Annotated in this window: 20 protein-coding genes; 9 read left to right on the forward strand and 11 right to left on the reverse strand. The window is 62.2% G+C overall.

Going from position 1 to position 20,546, the window contains the following annotated elements:
• Positions 1 to 97 precede the first annotated feature (97 nt).
• The 5 genes from map to EFB14_RS02680 all read right to left on the reverse strand — a co-directional run bounded on the left by map (position 98) and on the right by EFB14_RS02680 (position 4,411).
• Positions 98 to 856, reverse strand: a complete 759-nt coding sequence (gene map / locus EFB14_RS02660) for a type I methionyl aminopeptidase (protein ID WP_126822452.1) — start codon at positions 854 to 856, stop codon at positions 98 to 100.
• Positions 857 to 895: 39 nt separating this feature from the next.
• Positions 896 to 1,957: an LLM class flavin-dependent oxidoreductase gene (locus tag EFB14_RS02665; RefSeq protein WP_126822454.1), complete on the reverse strand. Its 1,062-nt coding sequence runs from the start codon at positions 1,955 to 1,957 to the stop codon at positions 896 to 898.
• A gap of 266 nt (positions 1,958 to 2,223) precedes the next feature.
• Positions 2,224 to 2,691: an SRPBCC family protein gene (locus EFB14_RS02670; protein WP_126822456.1), complete on the reverse strand. Its 468-nt coding sequence runs from the start codon at positions 2,689 to 2,691 to the stop codon at positions 2,224 to 2,226.
• 89 nt (positions 2,692 to 2,780) lie between these two features.
• Positions 2,781 to 4,040: an RNA polymerase sigma factor gene (locus EFB14_RS02675; protein ID WP_126822458.1), complete on the reverse strand. Its 1,260-nt coding sequence runs from the start codon at positions 4,038 to 4,040 to the stop codon at positions 2,781 to 2,783.
• The gene (locus EFB14_RS02680) at positions 4,037 to 4,411 is read right to left on the reverse strand and encodes a YciI family protein (RefSeq protein WP_125847483.1); all 375 of its coding nucleotides are present in this window, start codon (positions 4,409 to 4,411) and stop codon (positions 4,037 to 4,039) included. The genes EFB14_RS02675 and EFB14_RS02680 overlap by 4 nt, the downstream gene beginning before the upstream one ends.
• Positions 4,412 to 4,598: 187 nt before the next feature.
• On the opposite strand from EFB14_RS02680, the gene EFB14_RS02685 reads away from it, so the two are divergent.
• On the forward strand, positions 4,599 to 5,561 hold the full coding sequence (locus EFB14_RS02685) for a hypothetical protein (RefSeq protein ID WP_126822460.1): 963 nt from the start codon (positions 4,599 to 4,601) through the stop codon (positions 5,559 to 5,561).
• Positions 5,562 to 5,588: 27 nt separating this feature from the next.
• Here the strand turns inward: EFB14_RS02685 and glpK are convergent, their stop codons facing one another.
• Positions 5,589 to 7,082 carry a glycerol kinase GlpK gene (gene glpK, locus EFB14_RS02690; RefSeq protein WP_126822462.1) on the reverse strand — a complete coding sequence of 498 codons (1,494 nt, stop codon included), beginning with the start codon at positions 7,080 to 7,082 and terminating at the stop codon, positions 5,589 to 5,591.
• A 254-nt stretch (positions 7,083 to 7,336) separates the two neighbouring features.
• On the opposite strand from glpK, the gene EFB14_RS02700 reads away from it, so the two are divergent.
• The 4 genes from EFB14_RS02700 to xdhC all read left to right on the forward strand — a co-directional run bounded on the left by EFB14_RS02700 (position 7,337) and on the right by xdhC (position 13,102).
• Positions 7,337 to 8,113: a 3-hydroxybutyrate dehydrogenase gene (locus tag EFB14_RS02700; RefSeq protein ID WP_126822464.1), complete on the forward strand. Its 777-nt coding sequence runs from the start codon at positions 7,337 to 7,339 to the stop codon at positions 8,111 to 8,113.
• A gap of 28 nt (positions 8,114 to 8,141) precedes the next feature.
• Positions 8,142 to 9,608, forward strand: coding sequence for a xanthine dehydrogenase small subunit (xdhA, locus tag EFB14_RS02705; protein ID WP_126822466.1), 1,467 nt, complete (start codon positions 8,142 to 8,144; stop codon positions 9,606 to 9,608).
• 67 nt (positions 9,609 to 9,675) lie between these two features.
• Entirely contained in the window at positions 9,676 to 12,015 is a 2,340-nt protein-coding gene (gene xdhB, locus EFB14_RS02710) for a xanthine dehydrogenase molybdopterin binding subunit (protein ID WP_126822468.1), read from the forward strand.
• A gap of 271 nt (positions 12,016 to 12,286) precedes the next feature.
• On the forward strand, positions 12,287 to 13,102 hold the full coding sequence (gene xdhC, locus EFB14_RS02720; RefSeq protein ID WP_126822470.1) for a xanthine dehydrogenase accessory protein XdhC: 816 nt from the start codon (positions 12,287 to 12,289) through the stop codon (positions 13,100 to 13,102).
• Here the strand turns inward: xdhC and EFB14_RS02725 are convergent.
• Entirely contained in the window at positions 13,078 to 13,269 is a 192-nt protein-coding gene (locus EFB14_RS02725) for a hypothetical protein (protein WP_126822472.1), read from the reverse strand. The two genes, xdhC and EFB14_RS02725, sit on opposite strands and share 25 nt — an antisense overlap.
• A 101-nt stretch (positions 13,270 to 13,370) precedes the next feature.
• Between EFB14_RS02725 and gcvA the strand changes: the two genes are divergently transcribed.
• Complete coding sequence (gene gcvA / locus EFB14_RS02730; RefSeq protein ID WP_126822474.1) at positions 13,371 to 14,285, forward strand: transcriptional regulator GcvA; 915 nt, start codon at positions 13,371 to 13,373, stop codon at positions 14,283 to 14,285.
• Positions 14,286 to 14,329: 44 nt separating this feature from the next.
• On the opposite strand, the gene EFB14_RS02735 is transcribed toward gcvA, so the two are convergent.
• Complete coding sequence (locus EFB14_RS02735; protein WP_003565666.1) at positions 14,330 to 14,662, reverse strand: hypothetical protein; 333 nt, start codon at positions 14,660 to 14,662, stop codon at positions 14,330 to 14,332.
• A gap of 321 nt (positions 14,663 to 14,983) precedes the next feature.
• Here EFB14_RS02735 and puuD point away from each other — a divergent pair, with 321 nt between their 5' ends.
• The 3 genes from puuD (at position 14,984) to EFB14_RS02755 (ending at position 18,898) form a co-directional block, all read left to right on the forward strand.
• Positions 14,984 to 16,222, forward strand: coding sequence for a urate hydroxylase PuuD (gene puuD / locus EFB14_RS02740; RefSeq protein WP_126822476.1), 1,239 nt, complete (start codon positions 14,984 to 14,986; stop codon positions 16,220 to 16,222).
• On the forward strand, positions 16,219 to 17,529 hold the full coding sequence (guaD, locus tag EFB14_RS02745; RefSeq protein WP_126822478.1) for a guanine deaminase: 1,311 nt from the start codon (positions 16,219 to 16,221) through the stop codon (positions 17,527 to 17,529). Before puuD ends, guaD begins: the two co-directional genes overlap by 4 nt.
• Positions 17,530 to 17,755: 226 nt before the next feature.
• Positions 17,756 to 18,898 (forward strand): alpha-hydroxy acid oxidase, encoded by a 1,143-nt coding sequence (locus EFB14_RS02755; RefSeq protein ID WP_126822480.1) that lies wholly within the window; start codon positions 17,756 to 17,758, stop codon positions 18,896 to 18,898.
• Positions 18,899 to 18,948: 50 nt separating this feature from the next.
• Here the strand turns inward: EFB14_RS02755 and EFB14_RS02760 are convergent, their stop codons facing one another.
• The 3 genes from EFB14_RS02760 to EFB14_RS02770 are packed head-to-tail and all read right to left on the reverse strand — an operon-like array spanning position 18,949 to position 20,543.
• A complete protein-coding gene (locus EFB14_RS02760) occupies positions 18,949 to 19,689 on the reverse strand; it encodes a metallophosphoesterase family protein (RefSeq protein ID WP_126822482.1) in 741 nt (246 codons plus the stop codon).
• Positions 19,690 to 20,046 (reverse strand): hydroxyisourate hydrolase, encoded by a 357-nt coding sequence (gene uraH / locus EFB14_RS02765; protein ID WP_125847510.1) that lies wholly within the window; start codon positions 20,044 to 20,046, stop codon positions 19,690 to 19,692.
• Positions 20,043 to 20,543: an ureidoglycolate lyase gene (locus tag EFB14_RS02770; protein ID WP_126822484.1), complete on the reverse strand. Its 501-nt coding sequence runs from the start codon at positions 20,541 to 20,543 to the stop codon at positions 20,043 to 20,045. The genes uraH and EFB14_RS02770 overlap by 4 nt, the downstream gene beginning before the upstream one ends.
• Positions 20,544 to 20,546 lie beyond the last annotated feature (3 nt).

A 20,546-nucleotide genomic window follows, 5' to 3' on the forward strand; every position in this document is an offset into this window, starting at 1 on the left:
CGCCAAAGCTCAAGAGAGCCCCATCCTAAGGTGCCCCGAAGGGCCTCGAAGGACGGGCGGGCGCTCCGGCCAGGCCGGAAAACGTCAGAAGTAGCCTTTACCCCCGCTCATCCGGCAAGGTCAAAATCACCGGCCCGTTGCGGGTCGCGACCACGGTATGCTCATACTGAACGGTCGGCGCCTTCGGGTCGGCATAAAGCGTCCAGGCGTCATCGCCGCCTTCGGCCCAGGTCGCGCCGAGCGACAGGAAGGGCTCGACGGTGAAGACGAGACCATCCGTCATGATGCGTTTTTCGGAAGGGTCCGGCCAGGTCGAGAGCTCGGCCGGCTCCTCGTGCAGGGAGCGGCCGACGCCGTGGCTCGCGAGGTTGGCGACCAGCGTATAGCGGTTCTTCTGCGCAAAGGCGCCGACGGCGGTGCCGATCTTGGCCAGCGGTTCGCCCGACTTCACCTGGTTGAGACCGACCCAGAGCGCCCGCCTGCCGTCGCGGCAGAGCCGTTCGATCTTCGGCTTGACCGGCGGCACCGCGAAGGAAGCGCCGGTATCGGCGAAGAAGCCGTCCTTCTCAGCCGAAACGTCGATATTGATGAGATCGCCGGCGCGGATGACGCGCGCGCCCGGAATGCCGTGGGCGATTTCCTCGTTGATGCTGATGCAGGTCGCGCCCGGAAACTGGTAGCAGAACTCCGGCGCCGAGCGCGCGCCCGAGCCCTCGAGCACCTTGCGGCCGATCTCGTCGAGCTCCAGCGTCGTCATGCCGGGCTCCATCGCCGCCGCCATTACCTGGATGGCGTTGGCGCAGATGCGGCCGATTTCCTTGAGCTTTACCAGTTCGTCGTCGTTTGCGATAACCATTCGTCTGTTCCGGCCTTGCGCAGGGCGGCCGCGGCCACCTCAAGCTGAGGCTTTCGCCTCTTCGCCCTTTTCAGTCAATGCCTTTCTGACGATCGGCGCCACTTTCGTCCCGTAGAGCTCGATGCCACGCATGATCTGATCATGCGGCATTAGGCCGATGGCCATCTGCAGCAGGAAGCGGTCGTTCTTGAAAAGCGCGTGATGGGCAATGATCTTTTCGGCGACCACCTCGGGATCGCCGACGAAGAGCGCGCCGTTCGGCCCGCGCGACATGTCGAAATGCGCCCGGCTGGTCGGCCCCCAGCCGCGCTCGCGGCCGATGCGGTTCATCACTTCGGCCTGCGGTCCGTAGAACTGGTCGGCGGCCGCTTCCGTCGTATCGGCGATGAAGCCGTGGACGTTGATGCTGGTCTTCAGCTTCCCCTGGTCCTGCCCTGCCCGGCGCGCCGCCTCGCGATAGAGATCGAAGAGCGGCGCAAAACGGCGCGGCTCACCGCCGATGATCGCCAGTGCCACCGGCAGGCCGAGGGCGCCGGCACGGGCCACCGATTGCGGCGTACCGCCGACGGCGATCCAGAGCGGCAGCGGATCCTGCAGCGGCCGGGGATAAACGCCTCGCCCATTGATCGGCGCGCGAAGCTCGCCCTTCCAATCGACCGTCTCACTGTCGCGCAGCGCCAGCAGCAGATCGAGCTTCTCCTCGAAAAGCTGGTCGTAATCTTCGAGATTGTAGCCGAACAGCGGGAAGGACTCGATGAAGGAACCGCGCCCCGCCATGATTTCGGCGCGGCCGTTGGAAAGCAGGTCAAGCGTCGAAAACTGCTGAAAGACGCGCACCGGATCGTCCGAGGAGAGCACGGTGACCGCGCTGGTCAGCCGGATGTTCTTCGTTTTGACCGCGGCCGCGGCCAAGACGACTGCAGGAGCGGATGCCGCATAGTCCGGCCGATGATGCTCGCCGAGCCCAAAGACATCGAGCCCCACCTGATCGGCAAGCTCGATTTCCTCGATCAGGTTCTTCAGCCGTTCAGCCCCTTCCACTCCCTTGCTGCGAGAGGGGTTAGGATTGACGTCGGCAAACGTATAAAGACCCAGTTCCATTATCGGCATCCCGTTGAATTCAGCCCGGAGATAAGGATCGGCAGGAGCGAACGCAAATACAAACTCTGGAACGGAATGTTCGAGAATCTTGATAGCAGCGTGATGATTTTGGTACTGCGCCCACGTCCACCGCAGAACGCGCCCGGACCACAATTCGAATCTGAATTCAACGACTTCGAGGCATGGGCGGAATCATTTTCCAAGAGGCCTCACGCAACACTTGAAGCGTCGGGACGGTGCGGCCTTCACCGCGCCGTCCCCGTCGCTCACATCGTCGCCAGCAGTTCCGCCAGCTGGTCCGCTGCCTTGCCCCACCCCTCGTGGAAGCCCATCTTTTCGTGCGCTTCCTTGTCTTCAGCGCGCCAGTGCAGCGCCTTGGCGGTATATTTGGTCCTACCGTTGCCGAGTTCTTCGAGCAGGATGATGCCCGTGAAGAAAGGTTTTTCCGACGCCACCCAGGCGCTGGTATAGGCATCGGTGAAGACGATCTTTTCGTTCTCGATGATTTCGAGATAGACGCCGCGGTTCGGGTATCGATTTCCCTCGGGATCTTGCATGACGATGACGTTGGAACCGCCGGGGCGAACGTCAAGCGTCGCTTCCGCCACGCCCCAGGGGCGCGGCACGAACCACTGCTTCAGCAGATCGGGATCGGTCCATGCCTTGTAGATCTTCTCGCGCGGGGCGTCGAACTCGCGAACGAGGACAAGTTCATGCTGCGTGCTGGCGGTCATTTCAACATCTCTCCGTTTGAATGAAACCTGTTTCGTATCAGGTTGTCGCAAGGACGCGTGGACGTTCGACGTTCCGACAGCACGCCGAATTATTTTGCGATCGGCCGGGCGGCGTCTTCCTGCATCTTGTCGATCTGGTGACGGATATGGGCGGCTTCCGCCGCCGACTGGGCAAGCGCAATGGCGCGGTCGAAGGCTTCGCGCGCCTGGCCGTTGCGGCCGAGCTGCTTTAAGAGATTGCCGCGCAGGCCATGATAATAGAAATAGCCGTCGAGCTTCTCGCCGAGCGGATCGACCAGATCGAGCGCGTCCTGCGGGCCTTGCAATTTGGAAATCACCACTGCCCGATTGAGCGTGACGACAGGGGACGGCTGGATACGTTCCAGCGCGCGATAGAGCAGATCGATCTCGACCCAGTCGGTATCTTCAGCCCGTTTTGCCCGGGAATGAATCGCGGCAATCGCCGCCTGAAGCTGGAAGGGCCCGGGCCGGCGGTGACGCAGCGCCTTGTCGAGCAGCGCCAGGGCCTCGTTGATGAAAGGCTGGTTCCAGAGCGAGCGGTCCTGATCCTCGAGCAGCACGATTTCGTCCTCGGCGCTGAAGCGTGCCTGCCGGCGCGAGATCTGCAGAAGCATCATTGCAAGCAGCCCCATCAGCTCCGGTTCGGAGGGAAAGATGCGCAGCATCAGGCGCGCGAGCCGGATCGCCTCATCGCTGAAGGCGGCCGCCTCGCGCTTGGGATCGGCCTGGCTGTAGCCCTCGTTGAAGATGAGATAGATCATCGTACTGACGATCGAAAGCCGCTCCGCCCTCTCCTGCGGACTCGGCGTTTCGAATGGCACGCCTGCCTTGGCGACGCGCGCCTTGGCCCGTGTGATGCGTTGCTCCATGGCGCTTTCGGACACCAGGAAGGCGCGCGCGATCTGCGACACCGAAAGGCCGGAGACGATGCGCAGCGCCAGCGCGATCTGCTGGGTCGCGGGCAGATCGGGATGACAGCAGATGAAGAGAAGCCGCAGGATGTCGTCGCGATAGTTGGAATCATCAAGCCGCTCGGCAATATCGCTTTCGGCGTCCTCTATATCGGAGATCGTATCCTCATCCGGCAGAGCCTGGAGCTTTGACCGTTTGCGCACGGCATCGATGCCGCTGTTGCGCCCGACGAAAATGAGCCAGGCCGTCGGGTCGCGCGGCGGCCCTTTCTCCGGCCAGGTGCGGATCGCCCTCAGGCATGCCTCCTGGAACGCCTCTTCCGCGGTATCGAGATCGCGGAAATAGCGCAGCAGCGCGCCGAGCGCCTTCGGGCGGGCAGAGGCAAGCGCAAGGTCGATCCAGGCAATGTCGGTCATGATGCAGCATCTCCCGGCCTGAACACGTAGAAAGGCCGAATTTCGTAAGAGGTGGAACCGGGATTGACTGAGGAAAGCTGTTTCGAGAAGGCGACCGCCTCCTCCAGCGTATCGAAATCAATCACGTAGAAGCCGAGAAGCGCCTCTTTCGTTTCCGCAAAAGGCCCATCGATGACGAGAGCCTCGTCCTTGCCCTTGCGCACTGTTGTCGCCGCGGTCGTCGGCATCAGCCGGCCGACGGGGCCAAGCTTGCCGGCTTTGGCAAGCGGCTCCTGCACGGCGTAGAGCTTTTCCATGACGGCAGCCTCTTCCTCCTTGGTCCAGGCGAAGACGGTTTCCTCATGGGCGTAACAAAGGATTGCGTAAAGCATCGATCACTCCTCTTTCCGAATGACGAAGGAGTAACCCCTTACCCGACAGGCCGCATCAAAAAATTATCGGTGGTTGCAAGCACCCGCTTGAGCGCGCCTGTGAGCCGCGCCCTTGTTAGTCATGGAGTTGCCTCTTTTGACCCGGAGAGCTGTCGGCATTTCCATCACCTTTCCATGCGAGAACGCCATGAACAGATCTCAGAGATTTCTCGTCGCCCTTGCCGCCCTCTTCCTGCCGATGCGGGTTGCCCATGCCGCCTCCGCGCCGGAAAACTTCCTCTACACGAGCTCCGGCGATCTCGATGCCGTAAAGGCCACGCTCGCCCGGCCCGATATTTCAGGCGTCCAGGTCGTCTATAACTGGAAAAGCCTGGAACCGGCGAAGGGCCAGTATGATTTCTCGGCCATCGAGCAAGGCCTCGCCATCGCCGAGGCACTGAACAAGAAGCTGTTCATCCAGGTGCAGGACCGCTTCTTCAGTCCGGAGGCGCGCAATATTCCGGACTATATGCTGACCGAACCGGAATATGACGGCGGCCTCACCCCGCAATTCGACAATCCTGGCGAAAACAAACCTGTCGGTTCCGGCTGGGTCGCCCAGCAATGGAACCCTGAAGTGCGCGCCCGCTATCAGGCGCTGCTGAAGGCGCTCGCCGAAAAATTCGACGGCCGGGTCTACGGTGTCAACCTGCCGGAAACGGCGATCGATCTCGACCCCAAGCACGAGCCGAAGGGTTTCTCCTGCGATGCCTATTTCTCGGCGGAGATGGAAAACCTCGCCCTCGCCCGCAAGGCCTTCGCAAAGTCCATGGTCGTGCAATATGTGAACTTCTGGCCCTGCGAGTGGGAAAACGACCACAACTACATGGGCCGTCTCTTCGATTTCGCGGCGAAGAACAATGTCGGCCTCGGCGGGCCTGATATTGTGCCGAACCGCAAGGCGCAGATGAAGAATTCCTACCCTTTCTTCAACAAATACAAGGGCAAGCTTGCCTATGTCGGCCTCGCCGTGCAGGAGCCGACGCTGACCTACAAGAACCCGGCGACGAAGAAGCCCTTCACCAAGGCCGAATTCACCGCCTTTGCGCAAGACTATCTCGGCGCGAACGTGATCTTCTGGAGCACGGCGACGCCATGGCTGAAGGAATAACCCGGCGCCTCCGGAATCATTCCACCCTCACATCTCGCTCAGCGTCCGCTTGACCGCATTCTTCCAGCCCTTGAGCTTGGCAGCACGGGTCTTCTCGTCCATGTCGGGCTCGAAGCGCCGGTCCCGTTTCCACGTCGCCGAAAAGCTCTCTCTGTCCGGCCACACCCCTGCCCGGCTGCCGGCGAGCCAGGCGGCGCCCAGGGCCGTCGTTTCCAGGATTACCGGGCGGTCGACCGGAGCTTTGAGAAGATCGGCGAGGCGCTGCATCGTCCAGTCGGAGGCGACCATGCCGCCGTCGACGCGCAGCACGGTGTCCTCGGCGCCGTTCTTCCAGTCCTTCTGCATGGCATCGAGCAGGTCACGGGTCTGGTAGCAGACGGCTTCCAGCGCGGCGCGGGAAAGTTCCGCCGGGCCGCTGTTGCGCGTCAGCCCGAAAATCGCGCCGCGCGCCTTGGCATCCCAGTGCGGCGCACCGAGGCCGGTAAAGGCGGGCACGAGATAGACCTCTTGCGTCGGATCGGCCCTTTCGGCGAGGTCGTTGGTATCGCCGGCCTTGCCGATGATGCCGAGCCCGTCGCGCAGCCACTGCACGGCGGCACCCGCGATGAAGATCGACCCCTCCAGCGCATAGGTCGTCTCGCCGTTCAGGCGATAGGCGATCGTGGTCAGCAGCCGGTTTTTCGAGCGCACCATGTCGGCGCCGGTGTTGAGCAGGGCGAAGCAACCGGTGCCGTAGGTCGATTTCAGCATGCCCGGCGCAAAACAGGCCTGACCGATCGTCGCCGCCTGCTGATCGCCGGCAACGCCGAGGATCGGGATCGCAGCACCGAAGAGGCCGGGATCAACCGTGCCGAAATCGGCGGCGCAATCCTTCACATCCGGCAGCATGGCGGCGGGCACCCTCAGAATATCGAGCAGGTCTTCATCCCAAGCGTTTTCGGCGATGTTGTACATCAGCGTGCGCGAGGCATTGGTGGCATCGGTCACGAAGCTCTTGCCGCCGGTCAGCCGCCAGATCAGGAAAGTGTCGATCGTGCCGAAGCAGAGATCGCCCCTCGCAGCGCGCGCCCGCGCGCCCTTCACATTGGCGAGCATCCAGGAGAGCTTGGTGCCGGAAAAATAAGGATCAAGGATGAGACCGGTCTTCTTCGTGAAAACCCGCTCCAGATCCTGCCGCTTGAGATTGTCGCAATAACTTGCCGTGCGCCGGTCCTGCCAGACGATGGCGTTCTGGATCGGCCGGCCCGTCTCGCGCTCCCAAACCACAACCGTCTCGCGCTGGTTGGTAATGCCGAGCGCCGCAATATCCCTGGCTTCGATGTCGGCATCGCGCAACGCCATGTTGACGGTCGATATCACCGAAGCCCAGATCTCCTCGGGATCATGCTCGACCCAGCCGGAGCGTGGGTAGATCTGGCTGAATTCCTTCTGGCCCTTGCCGGCGACGCGCATGTCTCCATCGAAAACAATCGCCCGCGTCGACGTCGTTCCCTGATCGATCGCCAGAACATATCCGCTCATGAAACCCCTCCCGCTAGAGCAATTCCAGCAAAAGTGTACAGCGGTTTTGCGTCCGGAATTGCGTGAAACAAAGAGATAGAGCATTTCCGTGATTCGGAGAAAAACGGAAATGCTCGATGTCGATTATCGTGACAAATCAATAGGACACGGATGCGGGCGAGAAAAGCGAATAAAGCGGAATTGCCAGCCTGCCGGCTTTGGGCATAACCTCGCCATAACGTTGCAACGCAGCATCGATGTCAGGAGAGAACAGCATGAGCAGATCAATCGTCGTCACCGGCTCCACCAGCGGCATCGGCCTTGCGATCGCCACCGCCTTTGCTGAAACGGGCGACAACGTCGTTATCAACGGTTTCGGAAATGCCGATGAAATCAAGACGATCGTCGCGCGGCTTGAATCATTGTCGAAGGGCCGGGCGATCTATCACCCAGCCGACATGACCAAGCCCGCCGAAATCGCCGACCTGATCGAAACGGCGGCGAAAACGTTCGGCACCGTCGATGTCCTCGTCAACAATGCCGGCATCCAGCATGTCGAGAAGATCGAGGATTTCCCGATCGAGAAATGGGACCAGATCATCGCGATCAATCTGTCCAGTTCCTTCCACACCATGCGCGCCGCCATCCCGCTGATGAAGGCGAGGAAGCATGGCCGCATCATCAACATCGCCTCGGCCCACGGGCTCGTCGCCTCTCCCTTCAAATCCGCCTATGTTGCGGCGAAACATGGTATATTAGGCCTGACGAAGACGGCAGCACTTGAACTTGCCGAATTCGGCGTGACCGTGAACGCCATCTGCCCCGGCTATGTGCTGACGCCGCTGGTCGAGAAGCAGATACCCGACACCGCCAAGGCGCGCGGCATGACCGAGGAGCAGGTGAAAAGCGAAGTCATCCTCAAGGCGCAGCCGACGCGTGAATTCGTCAAGGCGGAGGAGATCGGCGCGCTGTCGCTCTATCTCGCGAGCGATGCCGCCCGCCAGGTGACGGGAACGCATATCTCGATTGACGGTGGCTGGACGGCGGCTTAACCATTTGGAAAAAATAACCGGGAATATCATGAACGACAGCATCCGCTTCATCCTGAATGGCGAAGACATCGCGCTCACCGATATCAAGCCGACCGAGACACTTCTCGATTTTCTGCGGTTGAAGCGACGCCTGACCGGCACCAAGGAAGGATGCGCGGAGGGCGATTGCGGCGCCTGCACCGTGCTCGTCGGCAGGCTGGCCGACGGCAAGCTCGCCTATGAATCCGTCAATGCCTGCATCCGTTTCATCGGCTCGCTGCACGCCACGCATGTGGTGACGGTCGAGCATCTGGCCGGCAGGGACGGCGCGCTGCACCCCGTGCAGCAGGCGCTTGTGGATTGTCATGGCTCGCAATGCGGCTTCTGCACGCCCGGCTTCGTCATGTCGCTCTATGGCCTGTGGCTGACGAAGGAAAAGCCCGACCGCCGGGAGATCGAGAAGGCACTGCAGGGCAATCTCTGTCGCTGCACGGGCTATGAGCCGATCGTCAAGGCGGCCGAGCAGGTGAGCCGGATGCGACCGAGCGCGCTCTTCGACCCGCTGGAGCGGACGCGGTCGGAAATCGTCGCCCGGCTCTGGGCGATGCAGGCGAGCGGCACCATCAGGATTGGGAACGGCGAAGACCGGCTGATCGTGCCGGCCTCGGTCCAGGCGCTCGCGGAAATCCTGTCGCAGGAGCCCGAGGCAACCGTCGTCGCCGGCGCGACGGATGTCGGTCTCTGGGTGACGAAACAGATGAAGCGGCTAGGCCCTGTCGTCTTCATCAATCACCTGAGCGAACTGCAGTCCATCACGGCGAGCGAGGACGGCGTCACCCTCGGCGCCGGCGTCAGCTACAGCAGCGCCTTTGCGGCGATCTCCAAAAAGATCCCGGCGCTCGGGCGGCTCATCGACCGCATCGGCGGCGAACAAGTGCGCAACATGGGCACGATCGGCGGCAATATCGCCAACGGCTCGCCGATCGGCGACAGCCCGCCGCCGCTGATCGCGCTCGGCGCGACGCTGACGCTGCGCTCCCGGCAAGGCCAGCGCAGGATACCGCTCGAAGAGTTTTTCATCGCCTATGGAAGACAGGACCGCAGGCCCGGCGAATTCGTCGAAAGCGTGTTCGTGCCCTATCCCAAGGAAACCAGCCGCTTTGCCGCCTACAAGGTGACCAAGCGCCGCGACGAGGACATCACCGCCGTCCTCGGCGCCTTCCTGCTGACGCTCGACGACGCCGAGATCGTCACCGACATTCGCATCGCCTTCGGCGGCATGGCGGCAACGCCAAAACGCGCCCGCAACGTGGAGGCCGCACTGATCGGCAAACCCTGGACGGAAGCAACAATCGAAGCAGCCCGCCCCGCCTTCGACGCCGATTACCAGCCGCTCACCGACTGGCGCGCCACAGCAGAATACCGGCAATTGACGGCGAAGAACCTGCTGACGCGGTTCTATCTGGAAACGGTGGGCGCACCGGCGGAGCTGAAGCGGTTCGAGGAGGTGGCGTGATGAAGAAATTGACCAGCGCCAGCCGCAGAGCACCAGCGACGGGCGATCTTCCCGGAGGACACCACTAATGGACAAGTCCACCTTCGAAGACCGCAAAGCCATTATCGCTGGCCCGATGCATGGCTCGTTGCGCCATGATTCAGCGCATAAGCACGTCACCGGAACCGCCGATTATATCGACGATATTCCCGAACCCACAGGCCTGCTGCACGGCGCCCTCGGCCTTTCCGACCGGGCGCATGCCGAAATCCTCAGTATCGACCTGTCTGAGGTCGCCGCCTATCCCGGCGTCGTCTGGACCTTCACCGGCAAGGATGTGCCCGGCGTCAACGACGTCAGTTCCAACGGCAGCCACGACGAGCCGCTGCTCGCGGAAACTTTGGTTCAGTTCCACGGCCAACCGATCTTTGCCGTCATCGCCGAAACGCGCGACGCCGCCCGCCGCGCCGCACTGCTGGCAAAGATCGAATACCGCGATCTCCCGCATTGGAGCGATATCGACGGCGCGCTCGCAAATGGCAGCCCGCTTGTCATCACGCCGATGACACTGCACCGCGGCGAGCCGGAAACGGAGATGCCGAACGCCGAGAGGCGGCTGAGAGGCCAGATGCGCATCGGCGGCCAGGAGCATTTCTACCTCGAAGGCCATATCGCCGTGGCAATCCCCGGCGAGGACGACGAGGTGACCGTCTGGTCCTCGACGCAGCATCCGAGCGAAATCCAGCATATCGTCGGCCACGTGCTCGATATCCCCTCCAATGCCGTCACCGTCAACGTGCGCCGCATGGGCGGCGGCTTCGGCGGCAAGGAGACGCAGGGCAACCAGTTCGCAGCCCTTGCGGCGATCGCCGCCAAGAAGCTCGGCCGCGCGATCAAGTTCCGCCCGGACCGTGACGAGGATATGAGCGCCACCGGCAAGCGCCACGATTTCCTCGTCGACTACGAACTCGGCTTCGACGCCGAAGGCCGTATCCACGCGGTCGACGCCACTTATGCGGCGCGCTGCGGCTTCTCCTCCGATCTCTCGGGACCGGTGACCGACCGTGCCCTCTTCCATGCCGATTCCAGCTATTTCTATCCGCATGTGCATCTGACGTCGAAGCCCTTGAAGACCCACACGGTCTCCAACACCGCCTTCCGCGGTTTCGGTGGCCCGCAGGGCATGCTCGGCGCCGAGCGCTTCATCGAAGAAATCGCCTATGCCCTCGGCAAGGACCCGCTCGATATCCGCAAGCTGAATTTCTACGGACAGCCGGGCTCCGGGCGCACGCTCACCCCCTACCACCAGGAGGTCGAGGACAATATCATCGCCCGCGTCGTCGAAGAGCTGGAGGAAACGGCTGAATACCGGACCCGGCGCAACGCCATCATCGCCTTCAACCGCGACAGCCGCTACATCAGAAAGGGCATCGCGCTGACGCCGGTGAAATTCGGCATCTCCTTCACCATGACCGCCTTCAACCAGGCCGGCGCCCTCGTCCATATCTACCAGGACGGCTCGATCCACCTGAACCACGGCGGCACCGAGATGGGCCAGGGCCTCTATACCAAGGTGGCTCAGGTGCTGGCCGACAGCTTCCAGGTCGATATCGACAGGGTGAAGATCACCGCGACGACGACGGCCAAGGTGCCGAACACCTCGGCGACGGCCGCATCCTCCGGCTCGGACCTGAACGGCATGGCCGCCTATGACGCTGCTCGCCAGATCAAGGAACGGCTGGTGGCGTTCGCCGCCGAGAAATGGAATGTGACGCCCTCCGACGTCGTCTTCCTGCCGAACCGCGTGCGTGTCGGCGAGAGCGAGATCCCCTTTCCCGATTTCATCAAGCAGGCCTATTTCGCCCGCGTCCAGCTTTCCGCCGCCGGCTTCTACAAGACGCCGAAGATCCACTGGGACCGCAAAGCCGGCCGCGGCACGCCCTTCTATTATTTCGCCTATGGCGCCGCCTGCACCGAGGTTTCGATCGACACGCTGACCGGCGAATATCTGATCGACCGCACCGACATCCTCCACGACGTCGGCCGCTCGCTGAACCCGGCGATCGACCTCGGCCAGGTCGAGGGCGCCTTCGTCCAGGGCATGGGCTGGCTGACGACGGAAGAACTCTGGTGGGACGACAAGGGCCGACTGCGCACGCATGCCCCCTCCACCTACAAGATCCCACTCGCCTCCGACCGCCCGAAGATCTTCAACGTGCGGCTTGCCGAATGGTCTGAAAACACTGAGGCCACCATCGGCCGCTCCAAGGCCGTCGGCGAACCACCCCTCATGCTGGCGATCTCGGTGCTGGAGGCGCTGTCGATGGCGGTGGCGAGTGTCGCGGATTACAGGGTGTGCCCCAGGCTCGATGCCCCGGCGACGCCGGAACGGGTGCTGATGGCGGTGGAGCGGATGAAGCGGGTGTAGAGATGCGTCCGGCTGATTTGGTGTTTGAGCAGGATGGACGGAGGGGCTGGAGCGTGCGGCACCCCCCTCTGTCCTGCCGGACATCTCCCCCACAAGGGGGGAGATTGGCTGGGGGTGACGGCTTCCCCAAACAACTCAGTTGCTGCTCCTCCTCCAACAGGATTGAGAGGAGGCGAGGGCCTAACCTCTTGCCGATCTCCCCCCTTGTGGGGGAGATGTCCGGCAGGACAGAGGGGGGTGCCACACCCACCCGCTCATCGGCCTTCCACCCATGACCGACCTCCCCACGTTCCTCGCCGCCCACCCCGACAGCATCCTCATCGACATCACAGGCACGCAAGGCTCAACCCCGCGCGAGGCCGGGGCCTTCATGCTCGTATCGCCGACCACGCTGTGGGGCACGATCGGCGGCGGGCAGTTTGAATTCATGGCGATCCGGAATGCGCGGGAGATGCTGGCCGGAACTGGCGGGGTGCCCGCGATGGACATTCCGCTCGGCCCGGAGATCGGCCAGTGCTGCGGCGGACGTACGCAGTTGCGGTTTCGGCGGCTGACGGAGGCGGTGAAAGATGAGCTCGATGCAAGGCTTGCCGGCGAGATCGAGCGTCTGCCAGAAATCCTTCTCTTCGGCGCCGGCCATGTCGGCCGGGCGCTGGCGATGGCACTTGCGCCGCTGCCGCTGTCGGTGACGGTCGTCGAAACCAGGCAGGAAGAACTCGCCAACCTGCCTGATGAAACCAGGACCCGGCTCGTGCCGATGCCCGAGGCGCTGGTGAAGGATATTCCCGCCGGCGGCGCGGTCGTCATACTGACTCATGACCACGCGCTGGATTTTCTGATCGCCCGCGAGGCGCTGGAAAGGACCGATCTCGCCTATATCGGCATGATCGGCTCATCGACCAAGCGCGCCACCTTCGCAAGCTGGCTTTCCCGCGAAGGCGGCGGCGAGCGTGGCTGGATGGAGCGGCTGACGCTGCCGATCGGCGGCTCCGCCGTCAGGGACAAACGCCCCGAAGTGATCGCCGCCATGACCGCCGCCGAAATCCTGACGGCGCTCGCGGCCTACCGCCTGCATTCGTCCTCGTAATGGGGATCGCGCCCGTCGAGGAAACCGAGATCACGCTTGACCCGGTCCGGCGCCGTGTCGAGATCGAGCCTGGGCATGCGCCAGATCTGCGCCAACCTGCCGCCGATGCGCTGAAAAATCCCGATGGTCGGCTGCAGGCGGCTCTGGTCGATAGCTTGGCAATCCATGACATCACCTCGTCAGATTGATGGTATGTGTTGCAGTCTGCTGCCAAAAATGCTGCAATTCCAATCGAACGACCGTCTGTCTGCATCAAGAGAACTTATCCATGAAACTCTCGAAACAATTTCCGCTGAATGCGCTGCGCGTCTTCGAGGCCGCCGCCCGGCTCGGCAGTTTCACCAAGGCGGGCGACGAACTCGGCATGACGCAGACGGCCGTCAGCTACCAGATCAAGCTGCTGGAGGAGAATGTCGGCGAGCAGCTCTTCCTGCGCCGGCCGCGCCAGATCGCATTGACCGATACCGGCGAGCGGCTGGCGCCGAAGGTGACCGAAGCCTTCGCCCTGCTGCATGACGCTGTGGCGACGGCGCGCGACAGCGTCGAGGGCACGCTGGCCATCAGCTCGACCCATACCTTCGCCTCGAAATGGCTGGCCCCGCGCCTCGGCTCTTTCCATTTGAAGCATCCGGCGATCGCGGTTCGTTTTCAGGCGACCTCCGACATCATCGATTTCACCCGCGAGCAGATCGATGTCGGCATCCGCTGGGGCGACGGCGACTGGCCGGGACTGACGCTGCATCGCCTGATGGGCCTGGAGTTCACGCCAATGTTGAGCCCGAAGCTGGCGGAGTCGAAGGGTGGCATTCGGGAGCCGCGCGATCTTCTGAAATTCGACCTCTTCGACGCCGGCGACGCCTGGTGGAAACAATGGTTCGAGGCAGCCGGCGTCACTGAGACGGATCTCGACCAGCGCCCGCGCAACCAGCTGGGCTCCCAGGCCGTGGAAGCCGATGCGGCGATGGCCGGCCATGGTGTCGCCATCCTCAACCCAGCCTTCTATGCGGGCGAGATCGCGCTCGGCCGGCTCTACCAGCCCTTCGAACTCACCCTCAGCGACGGCAAGGCTTATTGGCTGGTCTACCCCGAAAACCGCCGCAACGTGCCGAAGATCAAAGCTTTCCGCAACTGGATCCTCGATGAGATGAGCCTAGCCGGAAAAGATGCGACAACGAAGAGCTAGAGATCGGACTCGGCACCTGGCCGGGCCCGATCTTTGGTCCTGTTTCAGTAGCCCATCTCCGGCGCGTAGAAGCAGCGCGGCGTATCCTCGTTCGGGAACAGACAGAGATGATAGTCGTTGTCGCCGGATTGCATCGCCTTCGTCATCGGCAGCAGGAAGACGTGAGCATGCGTGACCAGCCGGTGGTCGCCCGGCAGCAGCGTTACACGATACCCGCCTGGCGTCACCGCCACGCTTTTGGAAGGGATCATCTGGCAATCGCCATTATGACTGTCGCCATTGCAACAGTAGGGGTCATAACTCCACCCCGAAGGTGCGTCGTGAGCCGTCGCCAGCGACGCATACGCAATCATCACACACGTCAGAATACTGCGCATGGGCATCTTCTCCGTCGATGAATGCGCCGCCGATATCCAACGGTTCTTATTTTATTCCGGCGGCCTGCAACATAACTGTAATCTAGCCATTACGGTTTCAAGATCTGCTCAATGAGCAGATCAAGTATAAGCAGGGGATAATGCACAGTCTTCTCGGCAGCTTTTAGGCACGCAACAGGGATCGACGATGCGGTCGCGGCCGGCAGCTTTGGCCTTGCCGCCGTTGCAGAAGCCAGGCGCATGTGCAGTCCTGCAATCTCCTCTTCCCTCCCCGCCAAAATTTCCGCAATGTCGCGAGTCGGAGGAAGATAGGGGAACTCGATGTATGAATATGCCATAGCATGGGAATGGCTGGCCTTCGCGGCACGCTGGTTCCATGTCATCACCGCGATCGCCTGGATCGGATCGTCCTTCTATTTCATCGCGCTCGATCTCGGCCTGGTGAAACGCCCGCATCTGCCGCCCGGCGCCTATGGCGAGGAATGGCAGGTCCACGGCGGCGGCTTCTACCATATCCAGAAGTATCTGGTGGCGCCCGCGCAGATGCCGGAGCACCTGACCTGGTTCAAATACGAGAGCTACTTCACCTGGCTTTCCGGCTTCCTGATGCTCTGCATCGTCTACTACGGCGGCGCCGACCTCTTCCTCATCGATCGGCACGTGCTCGACATCACCCCGCCCGTCGCGATCCTGATCTCGCTGGCATCGCTTGCCTTCGGCTGGATCGTCTACGACCTGCTCTGCAAATCCCCGCTTGGGAAAAACACCTGGGGACTGATGGCGGTGCTCTATGCCGTGCTCGTCTTCATGGCCTGGGGCTATACGCAGCTTTTTACCGGCCGCGCCGCCTTCCTGCATCTCGGCGCCTTCACCGCGACGATCATGTCGGCCAACGTCTTCATGATCATCATCCCCAACCAGAAGATCGTCGTTGCCGATCTCATTGCCGGCCGCACGCCCGATCCCAAATATGGCCAGATCGCCAAGCAGCGTTCCCTGCACAACAACTACCTGACGCTGCCCGTCATCTTCTTCATGCTGTCGAACCATTATCCGCTGGCCTTCGGCACGCAGTTCAACTGGGTGATCGCCGCGCTGGTCTTCCTGATGGGCGTCACCATCCGCCACTGGTTCAACACCACGCATGCAAGGAAAGGGCGGCCGACCTGGACATGGATCGTCACCCTTATCCTCTTCATCCTGATCATGTGGCTTTCGACCGTGCCTAAGCTGCTGACCGGCGAAACGGATGCGGCAGCCGTCGCACCCGCGTTCCAGCAGTTCGCGGGCGACCCGCACTTTCCAGCCGTCAAGCAACTGGTCTCGACGCGCTGTTCCATGTGCCATGCGGCTGAGCCCGTCTATGAGGGTATCGTGCGGCCGCCGAAGGGCGTAATACTCGAAAACGACGCGGAAATCGCCGCTCATGCCCGCGAAATCTATATACAGGCAGGCCGCAGCCATGCCATGCCGCCCGGCAACGTGACCGATATCACGCCTGATGAACGCAAGCTGCTCGTCGCCTGGTTCGAAAGCGCAGTCGAAGGCAAAAAAGAATGACGACAACACTCCTGCGCGGCCGCCTCCTATCCTTCCATCGCGCGCCGCTTGGTCTCACCGACAGCCAAAGCTACCTCTACGAGGAGGACGGCGGCCTGTTGATCGAGGACGGGCTGATCGCGGCTGCCGGCCCTTATGCCGAAGTCAAGGCAAAGGCAGCCGAGGGCACGGCCGAGATCGACCATCGCCCGCACTTGATCATGCCCGGCTTCATCGACATGCACCTGCATTTTCCGCAGATGCAGGTGATTGCCTCCTATGCCGCCAACCTGCTCGAATGGCTGAACACCTATACCTTCCCCGAGGAATGCCGCTTCGTCGAAAGCGCCCATGCTGAAAGGCTCGCCACGCATTTCTATGACGAGCTGATCCGCCACGGCACGACAACCGCGGTTGCCTATTGCTCCGTGCACAAGACCTCGGCCGACGCCTTCTTCGCCGAGGCGATGAAGCGCAACATGCGCATGGTCGGCGGCAAGGTGATGATGGACCGCAACGCCCCGCAGGGCCTGCTCGACACGCCCGAGATGGGTTATGACGAGACGCGCCAGGTGATATCGGACTGGCACGGCAAGGGCCGCAACCACGTCGCCATCACCCCGCGCTTCGCCATCACCTCGACGCCGGCGCAGATGGAAGCGACATCGGCCCTCGTCCGCGAATTTCCCGACCTGCACATCCAGACGCATCTTTCGGAAAACCACGACGAGATCAAATTCACCTGCGAGCTCTATCCCGAGGCGATCGACTATACCGACATCTACGCCCGCTACGGCCTGCTCGGACCGAAAAGCCTCTTCGGCCACGCCATCCATCTCTCCGAGCGAGAAGCCGATGTGATGAGCGAGACCGGCGCCGTTGCCGTCCACTGCCCGACCTCAAACCTTTTCCTCGGCTCCGGCCTGTTTCCGCTGAAGGCGCTGGCGCGCCGCGAAAAGCCGGTCCGCATCGGTGTCGCGACCGACATCGGCGGCGGCTCCAGCTATTCCATGCTGAGGACCATGGACGAGGCCTACAAGATCCAGCAGCTGCTCGGCGAGCGGCTGAACCCGCTGGACAGCTATTACCTGATGACGCGCGGCAATGCCGAGGCGCTGTCGCTGGCCGACCGGATCGGCACGCTGGATCCCGGTACCGAAGCCGACCTCGTCGTCCTCGACGCCGCCGCGACCCCGGCCATGGCGCTGAAGATGGAAACGGTCAAGACGCTGCCCGAAGAACTCTTCCTCTTGCAGACCATGGGCGACGACCGGGCGATCGCCGAAACCTATGTGGCCGGCGTCGCATTGAAAGCGGAACTTCGATGACATGCCCATTGCTCCCAAAGTGGGAGCGTGACGTGGTTTCGACATGAGGGTGATCGCCTAGCTCGAAATGATCCGGCGGTTGCATGGACATTTCGGCATTCCCTTGGATATTCTGATCCAACCGATCCGTGGCGAAAAAGCTGCCTGACACGCCCGATTTCTCGTCACGCCCTTCCGAATTTCATGTTACGACCGATAGCCGCGTTCAGATGTGAAGGTTCCATTCATGGCCACTCCGCTCACCATCGCCGATCTGAAAAAACTCGCACAGCGCCGTGTTCCCAAGATGTTTTTCGACTATGCGGATTCGGGCGCCTGGACGGAATCCACCTATCGGGCGAATGAGAGCGATTTCAGCCAGATCAAGCTGCGCCAGCGGGTTTTGGTCGACATGAGCAACCGCTCTCTGGAAACGACGATGATCGGCCAGAAAGTGTCGATGCCGGTGGCGCTTGCGCCGACCGGCATGACCGGCATGCAGCATGCTGACGGCGAGATGCTGGCGGCGCGCGCGGCAGAAGAATTCGGCGTTCCCTTCACCCTGTCGACCATGAGCATCTGCTCGATCGAGGACGTCGCCTCGGTGACGACGCGGCCCTTCTGGTTCCAGCTTTACGTCATGAGGGATAGGGATTTCGTCCTCGATCTCATCCGTCGCGCCAAGGCCGCCAAATGTTCGGCGCTGGTGCTGACGGCCGACCTGCAGATCCTCGGCCAACGCCACAAGGACCTGCGCAACGGCCTCTCGGCGCCGCCGAAATTTACCCCGAAGCACCTCTGGCAGATGGCGATGCGGCCGTTCTGGTGCCTTGATATGCTGCAGACGAAGCGCCGATTTTTTGGCAACATCGTCGGCCATGCGAAAAATGTCGCCAACGTCGCCTCCGTGTCCACATTCGCGCACGAGCAATTCGACCCGCAGTTATCGTGGTCGGATGTCGCCTGGATCAAGGAACAATGGGGCGGCCCGCTGATCATCAAGGGCATACTCGATCCGGAGGATGCCAGGGCAGCCGTCGATACCGGCGCCGACGCGATCATCGTCTCCAATCACGGCGGCCGCCAGCTTGACGGCGCCCCCTCCTCGATCAGCATGCTGCCGAAGATCATCGATGCCGTCGGCGACCGCATCGAGGTTCACCTCGACGGCGGCATCCGCTCCGGCCAGGACGTGCTGAAGGCCTTGGCACTCGGCGCGAAAGGCACCTATATCGGCCGGCCATTCCTCTATGGGCTCGGCGCCATGGGCAAGGAAGGCGTCACGATGGCGCTCGGCATCATCCGCAAGGAGATGGACATCACCATGGCGCTCTGCGGCAAGCGAGACATCAACGACGTGAACTCATCGATCATCGACGGGCGGCAATAGACTGCAGCGCTGACAGGGAATAGCGGTGCGTCTCGCACAAAGGCGTCTGGCTATCTCACCCAGCCCGCGGCCAGCGCGCTCGCCCAGTCGGCCCGGCCCCTTTCGGCGGCCAATGCCGACATCGCCTTATGGTCATAGGCGACCGTTCGGAACTGCCATATCCATCCGGCGGCCGTCTTTTCCAGAATCGCGTAGCTCGCCAGGGGATGGCCGACTTCCACCTTGTGGTAATAGGGCACCTCGTCGTCATAGGCCGCGCAGCCGACGCTGCCGGGATTGACGATCAGGCGGCCGTCGGAAAGCCTGATAGCGCGCGGAAGGTGGCTGTGGCCGCAAAGGATCAGCGGCAGGTCGATGCCCTCGGCCAGAGCCTCGATCGCCTCGATCGGCTTCAGGAAGACGAAACCCTCAGGCGAAACAGATTCCAGCCAGTAGAGATTGTCGTCCTTCGGCGTCGCATGGCAGAGATAGACCTCGCCGCGATAGACAGTATCGAACGGCAGGCTACGAACCCAATCGAGATGCGACGGCGACAATTGACGATAGGCGGCGGCATCCGAGGCATGCATGGAGGCCGGATCCTGTTCGATCAGGTATCGGTCGTGATTGCCGCGCACCGAGGTCAGGTTAAGCGGCATCAGCAAATCTGCTGTCTTACCGGCTTCCAGTGGCCCGCTGAAAAAGTCACCGAGATTGACGATCTCCTCGATGCCCTGCGCGCGAATATCCGCAAGCACTGCCTCGAGCGCCAGGTGATTGCCATGGATATCGGCGATTGCGGCAAAACGCATCTAACTGCCTCGATAGGTGGAATAGCCATAGGGCGAGATCAGCAGCGGCACGTGGTAGTGCGCCGTGATATCGGCAATGCCGAAGCGGATCGGCACGAGATCGAGGAAGGCGGGATGCGGCAGCGGCGTGCCGCACGCTCGGAGATAATCGCCGGCGTGGAAGACCAATTCGTAGGTCCCGACGTGGAAATTCTCGCCGACGAGAATCGGGCCGCCGTCGACCCTGCCGTCGGCATTCGTCACAACCGTTGTCAGATGCATGCGGATATCGCCGTCGAGCCGAAATAGATCGATCCTCAAGCCCTCAGCCGGCTTGCCGAGAGCGGTATCGAGAACATGCGTGGTCAGTCCGGTCATAGGGCTGGCTCTTTGATGATGAACGGGGTTTCGAAAAAGAATTCTTCCAGATTGTTGCCCGGCCCGTCGCGGTCGACGACCAGGAAATCGGAGGCTTGGCCGAGCGCCATCAGCGGATGATGCCAGACATTGCGGCCGTAGTTCACGCCCTGGTCTCCGCGCGCGAGAAACACCTGCGGCCTGCCCGGGCGTCCGTTCTCGTCCTCCGAGACGACGACGAGAAAGGGACGGCCCGAAATCGGCGAAAAACTCTGGCTGCCGAAGGGATGGCGCTCCATCATGTCCACGTCATAGGGAAAGCTGCGTGGCTGGCCGCGAAAGAGATTGATGATGACGCGCGCGCCCTCGCCCGTCGCTTGCGCCACGGCCAATGCGTGGAAACGCTCGGTCGTGCCGCCGTTGATGAGCCGCATCGAGACCGGATCGGCCTCGATCACCTCGCCGAAAGGCGCAAAGGCGGATTTGGTGAGTGGGCGGATGTCGAGGTATTCGGACATGGT

The sequence above is a fragment of the Rhizobium fabae genome (genome assembly GCF_003985135.1).
Taxonomy (GTDB): Bacteria; Pseudomonadota; Alphaproteobacteria; order Rhizobiales; family Rhizobiaceae; genus Rhizobium; species Rhizobium pisi.